Genomic DNA, 20,026 nt, shown 5'->3' on the forward strand with positions numbered 1-20,026 from the left:
ATAGGTTGTAATGGCAGAAGGCAAGGTTGACTTCTTCAACGACACTGGCGGCTACGGTTTCATTTCGACTGACGACGACGACGTCGACGACGACGAAGACGTGTTCTTCCACATGGAGGACGTTGGCGGTCCGGACCTCGAAGAGGGTCAGGAGGTCGAGTTCGACATCGAATCGTCCCCGAAGGGACCGCGCGCGACGAACCTCGTTCGTAACTAATCGGATTTCCCCCGTCGCCTAGCGACGGACATATCTCCGTTCTTTCACAGTAACAGCCCCGTAGCACTCGCTACAGCTGTTCACTGCACCCACGACTGCTCCGAGCGACAGCACCGCAGGATTCGCCCGGCGGACAGCACTCGTTGGCGGGTCACTCCGCTCACGGCTGGCGCCGTTCGCCTCTCGTGGCCTCCCGTCGGTCGGCCACGCGCTCCGAACCACACAACCGCAACCACTACCTACTGCGCCCGGCAGTTCACGGTATGGAACTGGGAGTCGTCGGCCTCGGCCGCATGGGACGCATCGTCGTCGACCGGTGTCTCGACGCCGGCCACGACGTGGTCGCCTTCGACATCGACGCGGACGCCCGCGCGGACGCCGCGAGCGCCGGCGCGACAACCGTGGACTCGCTGGCCGGGCTCGCCGACGAACTCGGCGACGAGAAGCGCATCTGGCTGATGGTCCCGGCGGGCGACCCCGTCGACGCCGCGCTGGAGGAACTCGCGCCGGAACTCGAGAGCGACGACGTCGTCGTCGACGGCGGGAACAGCCACTTCGAGGACTCCACGCGTCGCGCCGCATCCCACGAGTTCGCCTACCTCGACTGTGGCACCTCCGGCGGCCCGGCGGGCGCGGACCTCGGGTTCTCGCTGATGGTCGGCGGCCCCGAGTGGGCCTACGACGAACTCGTCCCCGTCTTCGACGCCGTCGCCACCGGCCCCGAGGGCCACGACCGCATGGGGCCGGCCGGCTCTGGCCACTACGTGAAGATGGTCCACAACGGCGTCGAGTACGCGCTCATGCAGACGTACGGCGAAGGGTTCGAACTGCTCCACGAGGGCCGTTACGACCTCGACCTCGAGGCCGTCGCGCGGACCTGGAACAACGGCGCCGTCATCCGGTCGTGGCTCCTCGAACTCTGTGAGGAGGCGTTCCGCGAGGAGGGCGGTGACCTCGGCGACGTCGCCGACCACGTCGCCGGCGGGTCGACGGGCACGTGGACGGTCCAGGAGGGCCTCGAACAGGAGGTCCCGCTCCCGCTCATCTACCAGGCGCTGTCTGAGCGCTTCGGGTCGCGTGCGCCCGAGGAGGGCCGGTTCTCGCGGCGGCTCGCGAACCGGCTGCGGTACGGGTTCGGGAGGCACGAAGTGGAACGCCGAGACTGACGATAGACAAGGCGGCTACCGCTCGTACTCGATTTCCTCGGCGACCTTCTCCGCGACGTCCTCGCCGCACTCCTCGCTCACGACGTGGAGCGCGAGGTCGATGCCCGACGTGACGCCGCCGGCGGTGAGCACGTCGCCGTCGTCGACGAACCGTTCGTCCCGGACCGTCACGTCGTACGTCGCGAGATCGTCCTTTGCCGACTCGTGAGTGGTCGCGGGCCGCCCCTCTAGCAGTCCCGCCTCGGCGGCGAGCATCGCACCCGTACAGACGGTGGCGATTCGAGCGCCCGCGTCGTGGAGCGTGCCGAGTCGCTCCGGGAACGTGCCGTCCTGGACCTCGGCCCACGCCCCGTGCTCTCCTCGATCGTTCCACCCGCCGCCAGGGACGAGCACGAGGTCGGGCGTGCCCAGCAGCACGTCGTCGGGTTCCACGCGGAGGCCGTGGCTGGCAGTCACCTGCTCGCTCGGCACGAGCGTCCGTAGCGACGCGTCGACGTCGCCGCCGAACTCGGCGGCGGTCCGGAACACCTCGTAGGGAGCGACGGCGTCGAGTTCGTCGAAGCCCTCGTACAGCAGGATCGCGACGTCCATGCGAACGCGTTCGACACGCCCCCACAAAACTCGCCCGAAGGCGCCGTAGCGCAATCACAATACTGTTAAACACCGCTTCCGTACCGCCGAACATGGTTGACACACTGGGGCTGGCCCTCGGGCTGGGGACGGCGCTCACGCTCGTCGTGCTCCACTTCTTCAAGGGCACGTCGAAGCCCATCCCGGAGGACATCGCACAGGAGGTCCTCGAACGGCGCGCCTCCACCGTCCCGGAGACCGACTTCCCGGAGCCGTACAACCGCTCCATCGGCGGCGGTGGCGGTGCGGGCGCGGTCGCTGGCGCCGGCGCGGAGGGCGAACTCGAGGAGACCGAGGAGGAAGACGCGGGCTTCGACCCGGCGTCCATCGCCGAGGACGAAGTCGAGTACTACGAGATCGAGTTCGCCAAGGAGGGCGAGACCATCGAGGTCGCGAACAACGAGAACCTCCTCGAGGCCGGCGAGGACGAGGGCTGGGACCTCCCGTACGCCTGCCGGGAGGGCCAGTGTCTCTCCTGTGGTGGCCGCGTCGCCAGCGGCGAGGACGCCAGCGAGTACATCCGCCACTCCAACAACGAGACGCTCGGCGACGACGAGATCGAGAAGGGGTACATGCTCACCTGCACCGCGTACCCGACCGCCGCGTTCTCACTCGAGACCGACGAGACGCCGTAACCGGCAACCCACGCAGTTTGCCGCCTAACTCGAAGTCGGAGTTTTCAAATCCTCCCGCCGTCTGAGCGCCTCTAGTGACCGACTCCCGCTCGAAATCCTCCATCACCGACGGTGACCTCCTCGGGCCCATGGTCCGGCTCGCGTGGCCCATCGTCGTGATCCAGCTCCTCCAGGTTGCGTACAACCTCGCGGACACGTTCTGGCTCGGCCAGCTCTCGGGCAACGCCGTCGCCGCCATCAGCATCGCGTTCCCGCTCGTCTTCTTCCTCATCTCCGTCGGCGGCGGGTTCACCACCTCCGGGTCCATCCTCGTCGCACAGTACACGGGCGCCGACAGCGAGACCTCCGCCGGGAAGGTCGCCGCCCAGACGCTCGGCTTCGTCGTCACCATCTCGACGCTGCTCGGCCTCGTCGGCCACTTCGTCACCGGCGACATGCTCGCGCTCCTCCCCGCGGACGAGGAGACCGCACGCGTCGTCATCCCGATGGCGGCCGACTACATGCGCGTGTTCTTCCTCGGGATGCCCGCGCTGTTCGGCTTCTTCGTCTTCTCCTCGCTGATGCGCGGCTACGGCAACACGCGCACGCCGATGATCGTCATGCTCGTCAGCGTCGTCGTGAACGTGGTCCTCGACCCCATCCTCATCTTCGGGTTCGCGGACAACCCGCTGTTCTCGATGCTCGGCGCCGGCGGCCTCGAGTCCTCGCTGTACGCAGCGAGTGGCTTCGGCGGCATGGGTATCGAGGGCGCCGCCATCGCGACCATCTTCTCGCGCTCGGTCGCCGCCGTCCTCGGCATCTACGTCCTCTTCTTCACGACCGCCGGCCCCGTCATCGAACTCGCTCACTTCGTCCCTGACCTCTCGATGGTGTCGAAGATCGTTCGCGTCGGCACGCCCAGCGCCGCCGAGCAGTCCACCACGGCGCTCGCGATGATCACGCTCACCGCGATGGTCGCCTCGTTCCCGCCGGCTGTCGTCGGCGCATTCGGCCTCGGTAACCGCCTCATCTCGCTCGTGTTCCTGCCCGCGATGGGGCTCGGCCGCGCCACCAACACGATGGTGGGCCAGAACCTCGGCGCCGAACAGACCGAGCGCGCCGAACGCGCCGTCTGGCTCGCCGCGAAGTTCGCCGCCGCGGTCCTCTTCGGCATCGCCGTCGTCGCCGCCATCTTCCCCCGGCCGATCGTCGCGGTGTTCCTCGGCCCGAACACGGAACACGCCGCCGCGATCATCGAGTACGGCAGCACCTACGTGCGGATCCGTGCCGTCGAGTTCGTCTTCATCGGCGTCCTCCAGGTATTGCTCGGCGCGTTCCGCGGTGCCGGCAACACCAAGATCGCGATGGCCATCTCGATGGTGACGCTGTGGCTCGGCCGCGTCCCCACCGTCTACTTCTTCGCGTTCACCCTCGGCTGGGGCGCCACGGGAATCTGGGTCGGGATGGCCCTCGGGAACATCGTCGGCGCCGCCGTCGCCGCGCTCTGGTTCACCCGCGGCACATGGAAGAAGTCTCTCGTCGACACCTCGCCCGACCCGGTCTGACCACCCCGACTCACAATCGTTATACGGTCGCTCGCACTACGTGGCCCCGAGGGCGCGTAGCTCAGCGGACAGAGCACTTGGTTCCGGACCAAGATGTCGAGGGTTCAAATCCCTTCGCGCCCGCTTCTGCGACGAACGCACGAACAGAGACGCCCTCGTTCACGTCAGAGAACGGCCGAAACAGAAGCCTGAAGTACAGTCGCCGATTGGAATCGTGTGCGGGCTCGTAGATCAGCGGTAGATCGCTTCCTTCGCAAGGAAGAGGCCCTGGGTTCAAATCCCAGCGAGTCCATGGTTCTCCGAATCCTACGCGGCGAGCGGCGGCTACGGCGTCGTGAACGTGAACGTGTCGCGGGCGCCCGTGGGGTTGACGACGACGCGGGTGTGCGCGCCGTCGGCGAGCGTGACGTTCACGCGGACGCGCAGGAGCCCCCCGGGCCGCCACTGGTCGTCGTCGAGGACGGTCGTCCGGACGTCGGACTCGTGGTGGCCGTTCACGAGGACGGTGACGCCACTGGGGGTTCCGGGGAGGGTGCTGGCGCCGACGTTCTTCACGTAGAGCGTGAGCGTGTCGGTGTCGTTGTCGTACACCGCGGCCGGGCTGTCGGGGTCGCTGACGATGACGATCTCGGCGTCGGTCTGGGCGCTCTCGACGTCGCTGCGCTCCTCGATGGCGTTGCCGAGACGGCTCGCGCTCTCGGTCATGGTGCCCGCGAGCACCGCGGCGACGAGGATGGCAGCGATGAACAGCACGAGGTGTGCGGACGACACCGAGGCCATCAGGCCCACCTCGTGGTCGGAGCGCGCGCCATTGTCGTACGCTTCCGCGGGAGACGTTTCAATGTTCGTTCCGTCGGTCGGGACACGAGGCCCCTCGATAGCACGTGTCAAGATTTATGGTGGTGGGGCGAAACGTGATTGCAAGCAGTCATGCGAGGGGAGGGAATCGAGGGGGAGTCGACGCACGTTCTCGTCGCGGGGACCGGGGATTCGGTCGCGACACCGGCCGTTACGGACGAGTGTAGCGTGCTCGGCGTGACGTACGAGACGGACGCGGAGACGTGGCTCGGGCGCTGGGCCGGGGACGTCGAACGGGCGGCGGTCGTGAGCGTCGGGGAGCGCTCGCGGTCCGCGGCGAGTACGAGCGCCAGTGGGCGCCCGCTCACCGCGGTGACGGGTATCGTCGAGACAGTCCCCGACGAGACCGACGTGGGGACCGTCGGGTCGCTCGTCCACGACTACCTGTCGGCGTGGGCGGACGACGGCGAGACAACGGTGTTCGTGGACGACCTGGCGGCCGTCATCGACCGCACGTCCACGGAGACGGCGTTCCGGTTCGTCCACGCCGTCCTGTCGTGTGCGGACGCGACGGGTGCGCGGGTGGTCGTGACCCTCGACCCCGACGCGTACCCGCCACACGTCGTCGGGACGTTCGCCGAACTGTTCGACGACGTGCGACGCTAGAGCCAGTTCTCCCGGCGGAAGTAGCCGACGAGTATCGCCGCCATCAGCGCCATGCCGAGCATCACCGCTGGGTAGCCGAACTCCCAGCCGAGTTCGGGCATGCTCGTCGGGGTCCCCTCGAAGTTCATCCCGTAGATGCCGGCGACGAACGTCAACGGCAGGATGATGGTCGCGACGACGGTGAGCGTCTTCATCACCTCGTTGGTGGACATCGACAGCGCGTTCAGGTAGATGTCCCGCGCGCCGTTCGTGAGGTCGCGGTACGTCTCCGCGAGGTCGACGAGCTGGACCAGGTGGTCGTAGACGTCCCGGTAGAACTTCTCGGTGTTCTCCTCGATCTGTTCGGGGTCGCCACGGGCGAGCGCACCGACCGCGTCCCGGGTTGGCCACAGCAGGCGCCGCACCGACAGCAGGTCCCGTCGGAGGCTGTTGATGCGTTCGAGGACGTCGTCGCCGGTGGCGTCCATCACGTCGTTCTCGACGGCCTCGATGTCGTCCTCGATCTCGTCGAGGATCTCGTAGTAGTCGTCGACGATGCGGTCGATGCCGCGGTAGGCGGTGAAGTCCGGGCCGAAGGACAGCAGCCGGGGGTCGTCGCGGTCGACGCGCTCCCAGACGGCGTCGAGGGCGGGCAGGCGCTCGGGTTCGATGGTCACCAGCCAGTCGTCGCCGAGGAAGAAGGCGATCTGCTGGTCGCGGAGTTCGTCGGCGAACGCGACGTCGCCGCGGCGCAGCGTCGCGGCCTTCAGGAGGACGAACGTGTGGCCGTCGAACTCCTCGACCTTCGGCCGGACGTCCCCGAAGACGTCCTCTATCTCGAGGTGGTGGAGCCCGTAGCCGTCGGTGACGTCCCGGAGTTCCTCCTCCGCCGGGTCGACGACCCGGACCCACGTCGTGCCGGCCTCGTCCCGCGCCGCCGCCGCGTCGTCGTACTCGGCGTGGATCCCGTCCGCGTAGACGACGGTGTGGACGGTCACGTCGCTACCTCCGAGTTCCCGCCGATGCTCGCGAGCGTGACGCCGACGATGACGGCGGTCACGCTGAACGCGCGCCCGGGGTACGGAGTGGCGATTCCCAGGAGGTAGCCCGCGACACCCACTCCTGTGAGCCCCAGGCCGAACGCCCGCAGTCGATCCATACCCCTCCCTCTTCGCGGACCGTCAAAAAAGGCGACCCCGTGCTACTCGAGCCGTTCTTCCTGGTAGCTCCCGTCGTAGGCTCCCTCGTGTGCCGCCTCGGAGAGCACTAGCTGGGCGACGCGGGCGCCTCGCTCCAGTTCGACGTCGTGGTGGACCTCCAGCAGGCCCTCTCCCTTCCCCGTGTAGCCGGCGTCCCAGACGGCCGTGTTCAGCATGCAGGAGTTCCGCATGAGCGACGACCGCGGGTAGAGGAAGCCGACGTGGCCCTCGGGGATGGAGATGGTCTCGGCGTACTGGAGGATGTAGCCGCCCGGCGGGAGGTCGAAGGTGTCGTCGTCTCCCTCTGGCTGTCTGGCCTCCCGGTCGCCGATGGACTTCCCGTCCCGGCCGATGCGTCCGGCTTCGACCTGTTCGAGGACGGCCTCGACGGTCAGGTCCACGCCGTTGGGCTGTATCTGCGCCTCGTCGACAGGGTCGACGTGCTCGGCGACGAACGCTCCGCTCTTGAACATACGCTCACTGTACGTGCTGCCCGGTTAGCGGTTGCGTTGTGGGCCGAACGTGTGTCTCGTCCACACGCCTCAATTAAGGAATGAGGGGCTGTATTAGGCGAATCCCCGAATCCTGAAACACGCGGGATTTATAATCGTAGAAGGTCCATCTTCGCACGCTATGGGACAGACGCTCACGGAAAAAATTCTCGATGACCATCTCGTCGAGGGCGAACTGACGCCCGGCGAAGAAATCGGCATCGAGATCGATCAGACGCTCTCCCAGGACACCACTGGGACGATGGTCTGGCTGCAGTTCGAGGCGCTGGAGATGGACGAGGTCCAGACGGAGCTCGCGGCGCAGTACTGCGACCACCAGACGTACCAGTTCGACTTCAAGAACACCGACGACCACCGATTCCTGCGGTCTGCGGCCGGCACGTACGGCGCGTACTTCTCCCGACCGGGCAACGGCATCTGCCACAACGTCCACAAGGAGAACTTCGCGGCGCCCGGCAAGACCCTGCTCGGCTCGGACAGCCACACGCCGACGCCCGGCGGCCTCGGCCAGCTGGCGATCGGCGCGGGCGGCATCGACATCGCGGTCGCCATGGGTGGCGGCCCCTACTACGTCGAGATGCCCGATGTCGTCAACGTCCGTCTGGAGGGTGAGCTCCCCGAGTGGGCCACCGCGAAGGACGTCATCCTCGAGATGCTCCGTCGCCTCTCGGTGAAAGGCGGCGTCGGCAAGGTGCTGGAGTACACGGGGCCGGGCGTGGAGACGCTCTCGGTGCCCGAGCGCACCACCATCACGAACATGGGGACGGAACTCGGTGCGACCTCCTCCATCTTCCCGACCGACGAGACCACGAAGGAGTGGATGGCGAACTTCGACCGCGAGGACGAGTTCGTCGAGCTCACGCCGGACGAGGACGCCGAGTACGCCGACGAGATCGTCGTCGACCTCTCGGACCTCGAACCCCTCATCTCGACGCCGTCGATGCCCGACAACGTCGTTCCCGTCCGCGAGGTCGCGGGCGAGAAGGTCGAGCAGGTCGTCGTCGGCTCCTGTACGAACGGCGGCTACGAGGACATCCTCCCGGCCGCGAAGATGCTCGAGGGCCGGCAGATCAACCCCGGCACCGAGATGATCGTCGCGCCCGGCTCCAAGCAGGCCTCCGAGATGCTCGCCCGCCAGGGCTGGACCGCGGAGATGATGGCGGCCGGCGTCAACTTCTCCGAGGCGACGTGTGGCGCGTGTATCGGTATCGGTCACGTGCCCGCCTCCGACTCCGTCTCGCTGCGGACGTTCAACCGCAACTTCGAGGGTCGCTCCGGCATCGAGGACGACTCCGTCTACCTCTGCTCGCCGGAAGTCGCCGCCGCGGCCGCCCTCAAGGGCGAAATCGTCGACCCGCGTGACCTCGCCGACGAACTCGGCGACCTCGAGGACCCCGGCTTCGAGATGGGGACCACGTACACCGCGGGCTACGGCGAAGGCGACGCCGACATCATCACGCCCGAGGAGGCCATCGACGACGACCTCATCAAGGGCCCGAACATCTCCAGTGTGCCCGTGAAGGACCCCATCGACGCGGACGTCTCCGGTGAGACGCTCCTGAAGATGGGCGACAACATCACCACGGACCACATCATCCCGGCGACCTCCGACATCCTCAAGTTCCGCTCGAACATCGAGCGGCTCTCGGAGTTCACGCTCTCGCGCATCGACGACACGTTCGCCGAGCGCGCGAAGGCCACCGACAGCGGCGTCATCGTCGCCGGCGAGAACTACGGCCAGGGGTCGTCCCGCGAACACGCGGCGATGTGCCCGATGTTCCTCGGCGTCGAGGCGGTGCTCGCACAGAGCTTCGCCCGCATCCACAAGGCCAACCTGTTCAACTTCGGTCTCATCCCCCTCGCCATCGACGAGGAGACCTACGACCGCATCGAGCAGGGCGACGACATCGAGATCGTCGACGACGCCCGTGCGGGCGTCGAGTCCGGCCAGGAGGAGTTCACCATCCGCGTGAACGACGACTGGGAGGCGACCGCCCACCTCGACGCCTCCGAGCGCGAGCGGCGCACGCTCGCCGCCGGTGGCAAGCTCTCGCTGACGAAGCAGCGCCACGGCGAGGACAGCGGCGCGGCGCCCGCCGACGACTAACGCTCCGTTCTTTCTTTCTTTCGCCGCGACTCCCAGCCGCTGCCACAGACACTTTATCCGCGGTCCGCTTAGCGGGGAGCGTGACGACAGCTGAGTCCGCGGACGCCACGTCGTCGATCCGACAGGCGACCCGCGCGGACCTGCTGGAGGTGTTCCGCATCGAGCAGTCCGTGTTCCCCCAGCCGTGGCCGTACTCCGGGTTCGAGCGCCAGCTACAGACGCCGGGGTTCCTCGTCAGCGAAGCGAGCGGCGACGGGGAGCCACCAACCATCGTCGGCTACGTGGTCGCGGACACCGTCTCGAACCACGGCCGGCCGCTCGGCCATGTGAAGAACCTCGCCGTCCACCCCGAGCGACGCGGCGAGGGCATGGGGCAGGCGCTGCTGGAACGGGGGCTCGCGGTGCTCTCGTCGCTCGGCGTGGAGCGCGTGAAACTCGAGGTCCGGGAGAGCAACGAGGCGGCCCGCGGCCTCTACGAAAAGTACGGGTTCGAGTACCTGCGGACCATCTCGGCGTACTACGCCGACGGTGAGGACGCCCACGTGCTGGTGGCGGACGTCGGCGACCGTGACGCGTTTTAGGAGGTAGCCCCACGCTGTGGGTATGGGCTACGAGTGTCCGGTCTGTACCACCGAGGAGGCCGACGGCGAGCACCTGGCGAACCACCTGGCGTTCACGGCGCTCGTCCGCGGCGGCGAGCACGAGGCGTGGCTCGACGACCACGTTGCGGACTGGGCGGACCGCGACCCCGAATCGCTGGCGCCCGAGGTGACCCCGCACGCGACGGAGACGGAGACCGAGCCGTCGAGTGAACCACACGGCCACGACCACGAGATGCCGGCCGTCGAACGGACCGGGAACGCGAACGTGTCGGGGGATGCCGCGGAGATTCTCGAGGAGGCACAGCGGCTGACAGAGGAGATGCGTGGCGAGGACAGCGAGGACGAGCGAAGCGAGTCCTCGGAGTGAGTGAACGGTGAGCGAAGCGAACCGTGAGCCGTACGGACAACGATGCGGCTTGACCCGTCAGCGTCCGAAAGTGAGTAGGGCGTGGCGGACGCCTCCAGAACTATGACCGAGACACGCGGCCTGCTCGCGCCAGAGACGGCGGCCGAGGTCCGCGAGCGCTTCGAGGCGGTCGGGACGCCGGCACAGACGGTCACCCGCGAGATTGCACGCGCGATGGAGTTCCCGAAGGAGGAGTACGACGAGCGCGTCACCGGCGAGGTGGTGGCGACGGCCCGCGACGCGCTGTTCGCGTCGCTGCTCCGGGTCGAGGTGGGCGACCGCGAGGAGTTCGCGGACGCCAAACGCGACTACCCTGACGCGGAGGTCCTCGAGAACGGGAGCCCGGACGTCGACGGCGTCGCCTGGCACTACGTCCCGTTCGCGGACGTGCTGGTGGCGACGACGTTCCAGAACGAACCGGACGCCGCGGTGGCGACGCTGCGGCGCATCGCGTTCGGGAAGTTCTACCGCGACGTGCTGTAGTCCGCACAGCACTCCTCGAAGTCGGCGTCCGGCGCGCGGCACTCGCCCGTGCAGGGGTGGTCGATGTATTGTTTGAGCGCCATCGCCGTCTCCTCGGTGAGCGCCTGGCCGATCTGTTCGGCGTCGGCATCCGGGAGCTGGAGGTCGTCGGTCGCGAAGTTCTCCACGAGACAGCGCTTCCACATCAGTTCGCGGGTGACCGACTCGCCCGCTTCGGTGAGGGTCGCGCCCTCGTAGCGCTCGTAGTCGACGAGACCCTCCTTGGCGAGCATGCCGAGGCGTTCGGTGACGGTCGCGGGGTTGACGTCGAGGCGGTCGGCGACCTCGCCGGTCTTCGCCGGTCGGCCGGACGTCGCGCTGGCGAGCAGGATGGCACTCAGGTACCGTCCAGCGCTCTCCGTGACCTCTGCGCCACTCATCGCCTGAGTCTCCGCCACTCGGAGGGATAAGGCTGTTCCCCGCCGAGCCGTGGGACGTTTTGCGCCAGGTGCCCAACGGGACCCATGGACGACCACGAGTGGCCCGTGCTCGCCTCGGAGACGGAGTACGAGACCTGCTGGTACGACGGCGGTTACGACCGCGTCGAACAGCCCGACGGCACCGAGAAGACCTACTACTGGGCGTCGCTCCCGCCGGCCGTCGTGGTGGTGGCCGTCCACGACGGCGACGTGCTGTTCGTCGACCAGTACCGGCCGACCATCCGCGAGCAGTGCATCGAGTTGGTGGCAGGTGTAGTCGAAGAGTCCGAGGAGGAGACAGACGAGGCGTCACCCGAGGAGGGCCGGGAGTCCTACGTCGCGGCGGCCGCCCGCGAACTCCGGGAGGAGACCGGCTACGTGGCCGACGACGTCCACTTCCTCCAGGAGTTCTACGCGGCGACCGGCGTGCTCCGGCACAAGCGCGGCATCGTCTACGCGGAGGGGTTGACGGAGGTGGGCCAGGAACTGGACGACAACGAGTTCCTCACCGTCGAGCGCATCCCCGTCGAGGACGCGTTGCACGCGGCCCGCGAGCTACCGGCTAACGACGCGACCATCGAGGGGCTGTTGCTCGCGAAGGCGGACGGCTACCTGTAGCCCAGCGCGGCCGCGAGCATCGGGTCGCGGTGGTCGGGGTCGACGTCCGCCGCTTCGTCGTCTTCGAGGAGGTAGGTCGGTACGTAGCGCGTCTCCCGTTCCATGGTACTCTGTACCACGCCGACTGCCTTCGGTGTTACGGCGACCGAAAGCCGTAACGCCGCGGGCCACCACACTCGGGGCATGGACGGCGAGCTCTCCGTGGACGAACTCGAGGCACTCCTCGAAGACGGCGACGTTCGCGTCGTCGACATCCGCCGCCGCGCGGCGTTCGAGCGCGGTCACATCCCCGGCAGCGAGTGCATCCCGTTCCACGAACTCCCGCAGTCGGTGGACCGACTGGACGGCGCCGAACGCGTCGTCACCGTCTGCCCGCACGGCGAGTCCAGCGTGCAGGCCGCCCGCCTCGTCGCGTCCTACGAGGGGCTGGCCGACGACGCGCGCGTCGAGAGCCTGGCCGAGGGACTGGTCGGCTGGTCGGGCGACCTGGAGACGGCCGACGCCGACGGAGAGTCGACTCCCGACGCGCCCTTCTGAGAACGACGGTCCGACCGCTCGGCCGCGACGTACCGACGCGATTCCACAGAGAAGTGTGCCGCCGACGTGCGATTCAGGCGACGTTGAAGCCCTTGTCGCGGAGGAAGTCCTCCACGCGTCCCGAGTGGTTGCCCTGGAGTTCGATCTCGCCCTCCTCGACGGTGCCCCCGCAAGCGAACTTGCTCTTCAAGTCCGAGGACAGGCTGTCGAGGTCGACGTCCTTCGGATCGAATCCTTCGATCACGGTAACCTCCTTCCCGTAGCGGCGCTCGTCGATGCGGATTTTGATTTGCTGGGACTCTTTGGCGACGTCCTCGCAGACGCAGAGTTCCTCGGGCAACCCGCACGTCGAGCAGACTTCCGACATTACACGTGGGCGTACGAAATCCGTCTATTAAACACTATCGCCAGGGTGCGGGGAGGCGGCTGTATTCGGCTGCCAGCGACCGCGCGAGGCGTTTCGCCTCCGCGGCGTCCTCGCCGTCGACCCGGCCCGCGTAGCGAGCGCGTTCCCGCAGGTTCGCGACGCGTTCGGCGCGCTCGCCGGCGCGGACGTCGACGACGTACTCCCGGACCGTCTCCCCGGCGTTGCGCGGCCGGTAGCGCTTCCCGAGCACGTACTCCACGCGCTCGAAGGCAGCCTCGACCTCCTCGGCGGGGTCACCCGTGTCCGGGAGCCACCGCAGCCACAGCGCGCGGTACACCCGGTCGGCCAGCCCCGTGAACTGGAGGACCGCGGCCGCACCGAGGAGGAGGACGGCCCAGATGGCTAGCGTCGTCAGCGGCGGCAGCGTGGGACCGTCGTCGCCGCTCCCCGCTCCGCTACCGCCGTCCAGCGCCGGCGGCGCCGTGACGTTCGACACGTTCGAGCCGTTCCCCTGGGTGGCGCCGGACTGGAACGCCTGTGGGCCGTCTGGCGCCTGCAGGGGTTCGTCCGCCGACAGGTCGCTGCCGTTGTCCGTCGGCGTCTGTGTCGTGGTCGGCGTCCACGTGCCGTTCTCGCTCCCGGCGGCGTCGACGCCGTCGACGCCACTCTCGCGGGCCTCCTCGACGCGCTCGTCCTCCGCGGACGTGCGCTCGCTGGCGGGCGTCGGGTCGAACTGGATCCAGCCGCGGTCGGGGACGTACACCTCGACCCACGCGTGGGAGTCCACGCCGCGGACGACCCACTCGTCCTCGCCGACGCGCTGGCCCTCCGTGTAGCCGGTGACGAACCGGGCGGGGACGCCCTGGGAGCGCAACATCACGACCATCGAACTCGCGTAGTACGTGCAGTAGCCGACCTCCCGATCCAACACGAAGTCGTTGACGAGGTTCCCCCTGGAGCCCCGGGCGTCCAGGGAGTACTCCTTGTTCGCCTCCAGCCACTGCTCGATGGCCTCCGCCTGCCGGTAGTTCGACGCCTCGTCGCCCGTGATGCGGTCCGCGAGGTCGACGACGCGGTCGCTCGTGCTGTCCGGCAACTGGAGGTAGGTGTTCCGGACCCCCTCGGGCGCCTCGCCGGTCGCGTCCGCGAGTTCGGACTGGTCCGGGACGGGCGCCCGACTCGACACCCGGTAGCTGTCGCCCGGACCGAGCGTCGGCCCGGAGAGCAGCAGTCCGGACTCGGTGATCGTCGCGTCGACCCCGCTGACCGACTGGGGGACCGGTGCGGACGGCAGCAGGTCGAGCGTCCGCTCTGCCGTGATTCGCTGCTCGATGCGCTCCCCGGTCGGCGGGGGTGTCCCCTTGTCGGTACCGACGTCGCCGGTCTGCACCCAGCCGTTGCCCGTGAACCGGTCGTAGACGGCGGCGCGGTAGTACGATGGTTTCTCGGACTCGACGACGAACTGCACCTTCGGGTCGAGGCGGAGGCTCCCGCCGACGCCGACGTAGCCGTCCGCGCTCACGAGACTCCCCGCGGTCGCCGTCGTCGACGACGGGACGAGCGGCGTCCGGCCGCCCGGCACCGCCGTCACCGTCGCGGAGCCGACGATCATCAGCGCGAGCACTGCGGCCAGCACCTGCGTCTGCCGGGCGCTCGCGCCGTGTGCGGCGAGCGTACCGAAGCCGACCGCACCGGCCGCCGCGAGCACGCCGACGAGCGTGATCGTCGTGGTGCTGTCGCCGGTCAGCACGAAGAACCCGAGCGCGAGCGACGCGACGCCGGCCGCCCGGGCGTACTCGGTGCGGGCCGCGAAGTACGTCGCCAGGAACGTCGGTGCGGGAGCGACCGCGACGGCCCACACGCCCGCGGCGGGCATCCGCATCACGGAGTAGCCCGTGAGCAGCGCGACGGTGTCCTGGACCACCCGCGCCGGCGAGAGCACCGCGAAGTACGCCGGCGGCACCGCGAGCAGGTAGAACGCCAGGCCGCCGACGAGCAGCGTCGACGCGAGGGCGAAGGCGTACTTCGACGGGAGCGCACGCAGGACGCCGGCGAGCAGCACCGAGGCGGCGACCACGGCGAGGAACGTCGACGCGTCGCCGACCACCGTGACCACGTCGTACAGCACGGAGAGGTAGGCGCCCACGGTGATAGCGACGCACGCCGTCGCCGCGGCGCTGCGGACGGAGACGTCCGAGAGGTCCGGGTCGAACCCCCGGAGCCAAGCGGTGCTCACGCGGACACCTCCGGGGCCGCCGAGGTGCGGCCGCCGACGAACTCCTCGTAGCGGTGGTCGTCGTCGCCGACGGTGACCGAGACGTGTTCGCCGCTCTCAGGCGCGTGGACGACGATCTCGGCCTCGGTCTTGTGTCGCTGGCGGAGTTTCCCCCGTCCGAACGCCGCGAGGACGCCGAGCACGCGGCGGCGGTGCGGGTCGCCGTTCGCGGGGTCGAGGTTCCCGGTCGACGTGACGATGCCGACGCTGATGCCGGCGTCGAGCAGGTGGGCGGCGATGCTCGCGGCGGCCTCGGCGACGGAGTCCTCGCGGGGGCCGAGGGCCTCTGCCGCGATGGTGACGCGGTCGGTCGCCCCCTCCCCGGCGTACTCCGTGACCGCGAGACTGGTGGGGTGTTTCGCGCTCACCTTCCAGTTGACGTCCCGGAGCGGGTCGCCGCGCTCGTACTCGCGGACGCCCGCGAACTCCTCGCGCTCGTCGGTCATGCCGACGTAGCCGGTGAGCAGCGTCGCGGTGTCCGAGAGCGCGTGGACCCGCGGGAACACCGTGACGAGCTGTGCGTCCCCACCCCTGAACTCGACGGTCCAGAGACCGAACGGGTCGGTCGCCTCGACGAAACACGGCCCGACGGCGTGGACGCCGCGGGACGCGAGTTCGATCTCGTAGGTGAGCCGTCGGCCGTCGGTCTCCGTGGTGAGTCTGCTGTCGCCCCGGAGGCCGTCGCCGAGCGCGTCGGTGACGGTGGCCGGGTACGACCGGCCGGCGTCGACGGACAGCTCGACGCGACGGCGGTCGCCCTGGTGGCCTTCTCTGGGTGTGACGCGTTCGATCTCGGGTTCCTGGAACGACCACACGTACAGCCGCGTCGCGAGGAGGAGCGCGGCGGCCGGGACGACGACGGCGTTCAGGCTGCGACCGCCGAACGCGTAGCCGAAGGCGGCGCCGAGGAGGACTGCCGCGAGCACGGCCTGCCCGCGGCGGGTGAGTGCGGTCGCCATCTCACTCCGGATCGATGGTGTCCAGCGCTCGCTGGACGAGCGTGCGCGCGGGCTCTCCGCCGAGCGTGCTGCCCGACTCCGCGCGGATGCGGTGGGAGAGCACCGACGGCGCCTCGGACTGTACGTCGTCGGGCACCACGTAGTCGCGGTCGTCGAGGATAGCCCGTCCCTGCGCGGCCTGCAGCAGAGCGATGGAGCCGCGGGGGCTGACGCCGAGTGCGGCGTGGTCCCGGGTGTACCGGGCGAGTTCTGTGACGTACTCCTTGACTGGGCGACTCACCGCCACGGTGGCGGTGACGGCCCGGGCCTGCTGGAGGTCCTCGACGGTCGCGACGGCCTCGATGTCGTCGATCGGGTGGCCGCCGACGACGCGGTCGAGCACCTCGACCTCGTTGTCGCGGTCCGGGTAGCCCAGTCGCAGTTTCTTCATGAACCGGTCGAGTTCCGCGACCGGCAGTTCGTACGTCCGGTCGCGCTCGACGGAGTTCTGCGTCGCGATGACGAGGAAGGGGTCGGGGAGGGCGCGAGTGTCGCCGTCGGCGGTCACCTGCTCTTCCTCCATCGCCTCGAGGAGCGCCGACTGCGTCTTCGGTGGGGCGCGGTTGATCTCGTCGGCGAGGAGGACGTTCGTGAAGACGGGGCCGGCCTGGAACTCGAACTCCCGGCTCTTCTCGTTGAAGACGTTGACGCCGGTGACGTCCGTCGGGAGGAGGTCCGGCGTGAACTGGACGCGACGGAACTCGCCGTCGAAGGACCGAGCGACCGAGCGCGCGAGCATCGTCTTCCCGACGCCGGGGACGTCCTCGAGGAGGACGTGACCGCCGCCGAGGACGGCGGTCAGTACCTGTTCGACGGCGTCGTGTTTGTCGACGATGACGGTCTCGATGTTCTCGACGACGCGATGGGCGAGGTCGCTCGCCTCCGAGACCGACATCGACGCGGCCGCGTCGGACTGGGTCCGTGGGTCCGCGACAGCGTGGGTATCGTGTGCATCTGTCATAGTGTGTGGGAACCTACCGCAACTGGTCGGCTGTGAAACGGTAGGGGATGAGATACTTGTATGTCTATTGGTCGCGCGTGCCACTGCCGCTTGTCCACGGCTTGCAGGCCGCACAGACGCGCTCGTCGCCGTTCTGCCAGAGACGTGTGGCCGACTCGCCACATGCCGAACAGTGGCCGTCCCCGGACCAGGAACTCGTCACGGTGACCGGGTCGACGGCGGTGTCCTGTTCGCCGGCGAACGAATTGAGGGTCGAATCCTCCGACACGACCACGTGTACGACCGCCACGGCCATAACGCTCCCGGAGCATCTAAGGCGTCGGCCCGACGAGTTCGCCGTATGGTCTGGGTCATCGACAACGTCGTCTCGCTCGCCGAGAACTTCGCGACTGCCGCCGGCGTCGACCCGCTGTCGACGGTACTCATCCTGGTCGGCGTCCTCCTGATACTCGCCAGTTCCGCCGTCTTCGGCGGGCTCGCGACCGCGGGACTCCTCGAGGGGTTCGTCCCCGACACCGCCTTCGAGCGTCAGCGTCGCGAGCGCGACCGGACGTAATCCCGCTTCTCAGACGCCGGCCTCGTCGAACGCGTCTGCCAGCAACCCGACCGCAGTCTCGCGGTCGGGGCCGAGTGGCGACCCGGCGACGACGCTGTCGACGTGCTCGGTGACGGCCCCCAGCTGGTCGGCGACGTCCCCGGGGTCGCCAGCCAGACTGAACGCCGCGAGCATCTCCTCGGTCACCAGTTCGAACGCCTCGGAGAACGCGCCCGCTTCTATCTTCTCGCCGATCTCCGCAGCGCGCTCGCTGTCGATGCCGTGCCGGTCGAGCACGGGCGGCGCCGCACCCGCAGCGATGAACGCCACGGGCGGGCGAGCCGCCGCCAGCGCTTCGTCGGCGTCCTCGGCGATCGACACCGAGGCGAACGCCGCCACGTCCACGTCGCCCGAGACGACGCGGTCGGCCGCGCCCTCCGCGACCCGGTCGGCGGACCACGCCAGGTCCGCGGGGTGGCTCGCGTTCACCAGCACGCCGTCGGCGTGCTTCCCCGCCATCCGTAGCATGTGCGGGCCCTGTGCGCCGACGTAGACGGGAATCTCGCCGACCTCGTAGTTCAGGCCGGCGTCCCGCGCGAGGAACGTCCCGTCGTGGTCGACGCGTTCGCCCGCCCACAGCGACTGGGCGACCTTGAACGTCTCCAGCACCCGACGGAGCGGTCGGTCGCGCTCGACGCCCAGGTTCGACATCGTGGAGGCGTCGCCCGCGCCGACGCCCAGCACCGCGCGGCCGTCGCTGACCTCGTCGAGGGTCGCCACCTGCGAGGCGAGTTTCACGGGGTGGGTGTCGTATGGGTTCGCCACGCCCGGCCCGACGAGCACGTCCTCGGTCGCCGCCGCCACCCGGTCCAGCGCGACGAACGGGTCGCGGTTGTTGTAGTGACACGACGCGAACACGGCGTCGAAGCCCGCTCGCTCCGCGCGCTCCCCCAGTTCTGCGACGTCGGCGACGGGAACCTCGGGCGTGAGTTCAATCCCGCGCATACTCCCACCCCCGGAGCGCCTGCCGCACGAAGTCCCCCTCGACCTCGCGGAAGAGCGCCTCGCTCCCGTCGTGGTCGCCGAACTCGAACTCCCGAACGACGACCACGGGCGTGCCACCGTCGCCCTCGCCTGAGACGAGGTTCGCGGTCGCCGCGAGTTCGTCCACGACGCTCTCGACGGTCACGGCCAACTTGTGGCCGTCACGGTCGGTCTCCCCCCGCCAGTCCCGGGAGGCGGGCATCCCCGCCCACCCGAGTGCGACGCCGCGCTGTCCGTGGCGGAACGGCCGCCCGGAGGTGTCCGTCACGACGACCGCGACGTCCGCGTCCAGTCCCGACCGGATGCGCTCGGCGCTCTCCGACGGCCGCATCGGGAGGAGGAGCAGGTCGGCGTCGCCCGTGTTCGAACGGTCGATACCGGCGTTCACGCCGACGTGGCCGAACCGCGTCTCCGTCAGTAGGAACGGCGCCTCCATCAGCACCTCCGTCGACTCCTCGAGGACGGCCTGCGCGAACCGGGGGTCTTTCTCCTCGCCCGTGACGTCGGCGAGGCGGTCGGCGATCTCCCGGGCGCGAGGTCCCGGGGGGAACGCCGACAGCGAGGCGGTCCGCCCCTCGGCCTTCGAGACGACGGTGCTGGCGACGCAGACGACGTCGCCGTCGCTCAGTTCCGCTCGCTCGGTGATCAGCGAGGCGAGGTCGTCGCCCGGCCGCACCTCCGGCAGTCCCGGCACCGCGAACGCGTGCATACTCCGGCTTCGACGCCCCTCACAAAAGTCCCGACGGTACCGGAGCCACCTCAGTCCCAGCGCGCCGTCGCGTCGACCGAGTCCCCGTCGACGTCCACGAGTAGCAGCGACGGCTGGTCGGCGGGGTCTACGCCGGTCGCGCTCCCGGGGTTCAACAGCCGAACGTCGTCGGTCGTCCAGTCGCGCAGTTCGTGGGTGTGCCCGGAGATGCCGACGGCGTTCGGGTCGTCGCGCTCCTCGCGCACGATATCACGGACGCGCTCCTCGTAGTCGTCCAGTGGACCGGTGCCGTGGACGACGACGAACTGGACGTCCTCGACCCACAGCGTCTCCGTCTTGGGGAGGCCGAGGCTGCGCGGGTCCATGTTCCCGCGGACCGCCACGAGGTCGTCCGCGAGGTCGCGGATCTCGTCGTAGGCTTCCTCGCTGTCGAAGTCCCCGGCGTGGACCACGAGGTTCGCGTCCTCGATCTCGTTGGCGACGAAGTCCGGCAGTTCGTCCGCGCGGGACGGGATGTGGGTGTCGCTCACGACGACTACTTGTCTCATGGTAGACCGTTCGGCGTCCACGGGCAAATAGA

The 20,026-nt window shown here is 69.0% G+C and carries 25 protein-coding genes, 2 tRNA genes and 1 pseudogene; 14 read left to right on the forward strand and 14 right to left on the reverse strand.

The window, feature by feature from the left end:
• Nucleotides 1-10 precede the first annotated feature (10 nt).
• Both LT965_RS08630 and LT965_RS08635 read left to right on the forward strand, forming a co-directional pair.
• Complete coding sequence (locus LT965_RS08630) at nt 11-217, forward strand: cold-shock protein (protein WP_009486793.1); 207 nt, start codon at nt 11-13, stop codon at nt 215-217.
• A 185-nt stretch (nt 218-402) separates the two neighbouring features.
• On the forward strand, nt 403-1,383 hold the full coding sequence (locus tag LT965_RS08635) for a decarboxylating 6-phosphogluconate dehydrogenase (RefSeq protein ID WP_349292021.1): 981 nt from the start codon (nt 403-405) through the stop codon (nt 1,381-1,383).
• A 15-nt stretch (nt 1,384-1,398) separates the two neighbouring features.
• Here the strand turns inward: LT965_RS08635 and LT965_RS08640 are convergent, their stop codons facing one another.
• Complete coding sequence (locus LT965_RS08640) at nt 1,399-1,974, reverse strand: DJ-1/PfpI family protein (protein ID WP_232700365.1); 576 nt, start codon at nt 1,972-1,974, stop codon at nt 1,399-1,401.
• A gap of 92 nt (nt 1,975-2,066) precedes the next feature.
• On the opposite strand from LT965_RS08640, the gene LT965_RS08645 reads away from it, so the two are divergent.
• The 4 genes from LT965_RS08645 (at nt 2,067) to LT965_RS08660 (ending at nt 4,484) form a co-directional block, all read left to right on the forward strand.
• Nucleotides 2,067-2,648, forward strand: a complete 582-nt coding sequence (locus LT965_RS08645; RefSeq protein ID WP_232700366.1) for a 2Fe-2S iron-sulfur cluster-binding protein — start codon at nt 2,067-2,069, stop codon at nt 2,646-2,648.
• 128 nt (nt 2,649-2,776) lie between these two features.
• Nucleotides 2,777-4,192: an MATE family efflux transporter gene (locus LT965_RS08650; RefSeq protein ID WP_349292065.1), complete on the forward strand. Its 1,416-nt coding sequence runs from the start codon at nt 2,777-2,779 to the stop codon at nt 4,190-4,192.
• 50 nt (nt 4,193-4,242) lie between these two features.
• Nucleotides 4,243-4,315: transfer RNA gene (locus LT965_RS08655), tRNA-Arg, on the forward strand.
• A gap of 97 nt (nt 4,316-4,412) precedes the next feature.
• Nucleotides 4,413-4,484 (forward strand) — tRNA-Ala (locus LT965_RS08660).
• A 32-nt stretch (nt 4,485-4,516) separates the two neighbouring features.
• On the opposite strand, the gene arlG is transcribed toward LT965_RS08660, so the two are convergent.
• Nucleotides 4,517-4,972: an archaellum stator protein ArlG gene (gene arlG / locus LT965_RS08665; protein WP_232700368.1), complete on the reverse strand. Its 456-nt coding sequence runs from the start codon at nt 4,970-4,972 to the stop codon at nt 4,517-4,519.
• 150 nt (nt 4,973-5,122) lie between these two features.
• Here arlG and LT965_RS08670 point away from each other — a divergent pair, with 150 nt between their 5' ends.
• Nucleotides 5,123-5,656: a DUF7504 family protein gene (locus tag LT965_RS08670; RefSeq protein ID WP_232700369.1), complete on the forward strand. Its 534-nt coding sequence runs from the start codon at nt 5,123-5,125 to the stop codon at nt 5,654-5,656.
• On the opposite strand, the gene corA is transcribed toward LT965_RS08670, so the two are convergent.
• Genes corA through LT965_RS08685 form a run of 3 tightly spaced genes read right to left on the reverse strand, consistent with a single transcriptional unit; the run spans nt 5,653 to nt 7,307 of the window.
• Nucleotides 5,653-6,633 carry a magnesium/cobalt transporter CorA gene (corA, locus tag LT965_RS08675; protein WP_232700370.1) on the reverse strand — a complete coding sequence of 327 codons (981 nt, stop codon included), beginning with the start codon at nt 6,631-6,633 and terminating at the stop codon, nt 5,653-5,655. The two genes, LT965_RS08670 and corA, sit on opposite strands and share 4 nt — an antisense overlap.
• Complete coding sequence (locus tag LT965_RS08680; RefSeq protein ID WP_232700371.1) at nt 6,630-6,794, reverse strand: hypothetical protein; 165 nt, start codon at nt 6,792-6,794, stop codon at nt 6,630-6,632. The genes corA and LT965_RS08680 overlap by 4 nt, the downstream gene beginning before the upstream one ends.
• Before the next feature lie 42 nt (nt 6,795-6,836).
• Nucleotides 6,837-7,307 (reverse strand): deoxyuridine 5'-triphosphate nucleotidohydrolase, encoded by a 471-nt coding sequence (locus tag LT965_RS08685; protein WP_232700372.1) that lies wholly within the window; start codon nt 7,305-7,307, stop codon nt 6,837-6,839.
• 160 nt (nt 7,308-7,467) lie between these two features.
• Between LT965_RS08685 and LT965_RS08690 the strand changes: the two genes are divergently transcribed.
• From LT965_RS08690 to LT965_RS08705, 4 genes and pseudogenes are all read left to right on the forward strand, one after another.
• Nucleotides 7,468-9,453, forward strand: coding sequence for an aconitate hydratase (locus tag LT965_RS08690; RefSeq protein ID WP_232700373.1), 1,986 nt, complete (start codon nt 7,468-7,470; stop codon nt 9,451-9,453).
• An 80-nt stretch (nt 9,454-9,533) separates the two neighbouring features.
• The gene (gene rimI / locus LT965_RS08695; RefSeq protein WP_232700374.1) at nt 9,534-10,034 is read left to right on the forward strand and encodes a ribosomal protein S18-alanine N-acetyltransferase; all 501 of its coding nucleotides are present in this window, start codon (nt 9,534-9,536) and stop codon (nt 10,032-10,034) included.
• 22 nt (nt 10,035-10,056) lie between these two features.
• Nucleotides 10,057-10,194 (forward strand): annotated as a pseudogene (locus LT965_RS16710) (DUF5810 domain-containing protein); the annotation flags it as partial.
• Nucleotides 10,195-10,524: 330 nt separating this feature from the next.
• Nucleotides 10,525-10,944, forward strand: a complete 420-nt coding sequence (locus LT965_RS08705; RefSeq protein ID WP_232700376.1) for a DUF5809 family protein — start codon at nt 10,525-10,527, stop codon at nt 10,942-10,944.
• Here LT965_RS08705 and LT965_RS08710 read toward each other — a convergent pair.
• Complete coding sequence (locus LT965_RS08710) at nt 10,926-11,363, reverse strand: metal-dependent transcriptional regulator (protein ID WP_232700377.1); 438 nt, start codon at nt 11,361-11,363, stop codon at nt 10,926-10,928. The genes LT965_RS08705 and LT965_RS08710 overlap by 19 nt on opposite strands.
• 84 nt (nt 11,364-11,447) lie before the next feature.
• On the opposite strand from LT965_RS08710, the gene LT965_RS08715 reads away from it, so the two are divergent.
• Both LT965_RS08715 and LT965_RS08720 read left to right on the forward strand, forming a co-directional pair.
• Entirely contained in the window at nt 11,448-12,020 is a 573-nt protein-coding gene (locus tag LT965_RS08715; protein WP_232700378.1) for an NUDIX hydrolase, read from the forward strand.
• A 183-nt stretch (nt 12,021-12,203) separates the two neighbouring features.
• Nucleotides 12,204-12,557 (forward strand): rhodanese-like domain-containing protein, encoded by a 354-nt coding sequence (locus tag LT965_RS08720; RefSeq protein WP_232700379.1) that lies wholly within the window; start codon nt 12,204-12,206, stop codon nt 12,555-12,557.
• 73 nt (nt 12,558-12,630) lie between these two features.
• On the opposite strand, the gene yciH is transcribed toward LT965_RS08720, so the two are convergent.
• The 5 genes from yciH to LT965_RS16715 all read right to left on the reverse strand — a co-directional run bounded on the left by yciH (nt 12,631) and on the right by LT965_RS16715 (nt 17,453).
• On the reverse strand, nt 12,631-12,924 hold the full coding sequence (gene yciH, locus LT965_RS08725; protein WP_232700380.1) for a stress response translation initiation inhibitor YciH: 294 nt from the start codon (nt 12,922-12,924) through the stop codon (nt 12,631-12,633).
• Nucleotides 12,925-12,958: 34 nt separating this feature from the next.
• Entirely contained in the window at nt 12,959-15,160 is a 2,202-nt protein-coding gene (locus LT965_RS08730) for a transglutaminase TgpA family protein (RefSeq protein WP_232700381.1), read from the reverse strand.
• The gene (locus LT965_RS08735; protein WP_232700382.1) at nt 15,157-16,158 is read right to left on the reverse strand and encodes a DUF58 domain-containing protein; all 1,002 of its coding nucleotides are present in this window, start codon (nt 16,156-16,158) and stop codon (nt 15,157-15,159) included. Before LT965_RS08735 ends, LT965_RS08730 begins: the two co-directional genes overlap by 4 nt.
• 1 nt (nt 16,159) lies before the next feature.
• Nucleotides 16,160-17,158, reverse strand: a complete 999-nt coding sequence (locus LT965_RS08740; RefSeq protein ID WP_349292022.1) for an AAA family ATPase — start codon at nt 17,156-17,158, stop codon at nt 16,160-16,162.
• A 64-nt stretch (nt 17,159-17,222) separates the two neighbouring features.
• The gene (locus LT965_RS16715) at nt 17,223-17,453 is read right to left on the reverse strand and encodes a DUF7573 domain-containing protein (RefSeq protein ID WP_432419296.1); all 231 of its coding nucleotides are present in this window, start codon (nt 17,451-17,453) and stop codon (nt 17,223-17,225) included.
• Between the two features lie 45 nt (nt 17,454-17,498).
• Here LT965_RS16715 and LT965_RS08745 point away from each other — a divergent pair, with 45 nt between their 5' ends.
• Nucleotides 17,499-17,714 (forward strand): DUF8024 family protein, encoded by a 216-nt coding sequence (locus tag LT965_RS08745; protein ID WP_232700383.1) that lies wholly within the window; start codon nt 17,499-17,501, stop codon nt 17,712-17,714.
• Nucleotides 17,715-17,723: 9 nt separating this feature from the next.
• Here LT965_RS08745 and LT965_RS08750 read toward each other — a convergent pair whose 3' ends face one another.
• From LT965_RS08750 to LT965_RS08760, 3 genes are read right to left on the reverse strand one after another with little or no spacing between them, the layout of a single operon-like run.
• Nucleotides 17,724-18,698, reverse strand: coding sequence for a 5,10-methylenetetrahydromethanopterin reductase (locus tag LT965_RS08750; RefSeq protein ID WP_232700384.1), 975 nt, complete (start codon nt 18,696-18,698; stop codon nt 17,724-17,726).
• Nucleotides 18,685-19,446 (reverse strand): coenzyme F420-0:L-glutamate ligase, encoded by a 762-nt coding sequence (locus tag LT965_RS08755; protein WP_232700385.1) that lies wholly within the window; start codon nt 19,444-19,446, stop codon nt 18,685-18,687. Before LT965_RS08755 ends, LT965_RS08750 begins: the two co-directional genes overlap by 14 nt.
• A gap of 50 nt (nt 19,447-19,496) precedes the next feature.
• A complete protein-coding gene (locus LT965_RS08760) occupies nt 19,497-19,994 on the reverse strand; it encodes a YfcE family phosphodiesterase (RefSeq protein WP_232700386.1) in 498 nt (165 codons plus the stop codon).
• Between the last annotated feature and the right edge of the window lie 32 nt (nt 19,995-20,026).

Origin of the sequence: Halobacterium wangiae (assembly GCF_021249345.1) — an archaeon.
GTDB lineage: Archaea > Halobacteriota > Halobacteria > Halobacteriales > Halobacteriaceae > Halobacterium > Halobacterium wangiae.

Bases quoted from the DNA above. Each gene is read 5' to 3' on its own strand.
- LT965_RS08710 (WP_232700377.1), bottom strand. From the start codon at position 11,363: ATGAGTGGCGCAGAGGTCACGGAGAGCGCTGGACGGTACCTGAGTGCC.
- LT965_RS08740 (WP_349292022.1), bottom strand. From the start codon at position 17,158: ATGACAGATGCACACGATACCCACGCTGTCGCGGACCCACGGACCCAG.
- LT965_RS08715 (WP_232700378.1), top strand. From the start codon at position 11,448: ATGGACGACCACGAGTGGCCCGTGCTCGCCTCGGAGACGGAGTACGAG.
- LT965_RS08690 (WP_232700373.1), top strand. From the start codon at position 7,468: ATGGGACAGACGCTCACGGAAAAAATTCTCGATGACCATCTCGTCGAG.
- LT965_RS08685 (WP_232700372.1), bottom strand. From the start codon at position 7,307: ATGTTCAAGAGCGGAGCGTTCGTCGCCGAGCACGTCGACCCTGTCGAC.
- LT965_RS08755 (WP_232700385.1), bottom strand. From the start codon at position 19,446: ATGCACGCGTTCGCGGTGCCGGGACTGCCGGAGGTGCGGCCGGGCGAC.
- LT965_RS08670 (WP_232700369.1), top strand. From the start codon at position 5,123: ATGCGAGGGGAGGGAATCGAGGGGGAGTCGACGCACGTTCTCGTCGCG.
- LT965_RS08645 (WP_232700366.1), top strand. From the start codon at position 2,067: ATGGTTGACACACTGGGGCTGGCCCTCGGGCTGGGGACGGCGCTCACG.
- LT965_RS08750 (WP_232700384.1), bottom strand. From the start codon at position 18,698: ATGCGCGGGATTGAACTCACGCCCGAGGTTCCCGTCGCCGACGTCGCA.
- LT965_RS08680 (WP_232700371.1), bottom strand. From the start codon at position 6,794: ATGGATCGACTGCGGGCGTTCGGCCTGGGGCTCACAGGAGTGGGTGTC.
- LT965_RS08735 (WP_232700382.1), bottom strand. From the start codon at position 16,158: ATGGCGACCGCACTCACCCGCCGCGGGCAGGCCGTGCTCGCGGCAGTC.
- LT965_RS08760 (WP_232700386.1), bottom strand. From the start codon at position 19,994: ATGAGACAAGTAGTCGTCGTGAGCGACACCCACATCCCGTCCCGCGCG.
- LT965_RS16715 (WP_432419296.1), bottom strand. From the start codon at position 17,453: ATGGCCGTGGCGGTCGTACACGTGGTCGTGTCGGAGGATTCGACCCTC.
- LT965_RS08705 (WP_232700376.1), top strand. From the start codon at position 10,525: ATGACCGAGACACGCGGCCTGCTCGCGCCAGAGACGGCGGCCGAGGTC.
- LT965_RS08745 (WP_232700383.1), top strand. From the start codon at position 17,499: ATGGTCTGGGTCATCGACAACGTCGTCTCGCTCGCCGAGAACTTCGCG.
- LT965_RS08630 (WP_009486793.1), top strand. From the start codon at position 11: ATGGCAGAAGGCAAGGTTGACTTCTTCAACGACACTGGCGGCTACGGT.
- LT965_RS08720 (WP_232700379.1), top strand. From the start codon at position 12,204: ATGGACGGCGAGCTCTCCGTGGACGAACTCGAGGCACTCCTCGAAGAC.
- LT965_RS08650 (WP_349292065.1), top strand. From the start codon at position 2,777: ATGGTCCGGCTCGCGTGGCCCATCGTCGTGATCCAGCTCCTCCAGGTT.
- LT965_RS08640 (WP_232700365.1), bottom strand. From the start codon at position 1,974: ATGGACGTCGCGATCCTGCTGTACGAGGGCTTCGACGAACTCGACGCC.
- yciH (WP_232700380.1), bottom strand. From the start codon at position 12,924: ATGTCGGAAGTCTGCTCGACGTGCGGGTTGCCCGAGGAACTCTGCGTC.
- arlG (WP_232700368.1), bottom strand. From the start codon at position 4,972: ATGGCCTCGGTGTCGTCCGCACACCTCGTGCTGTTCATCGCTGCCATC.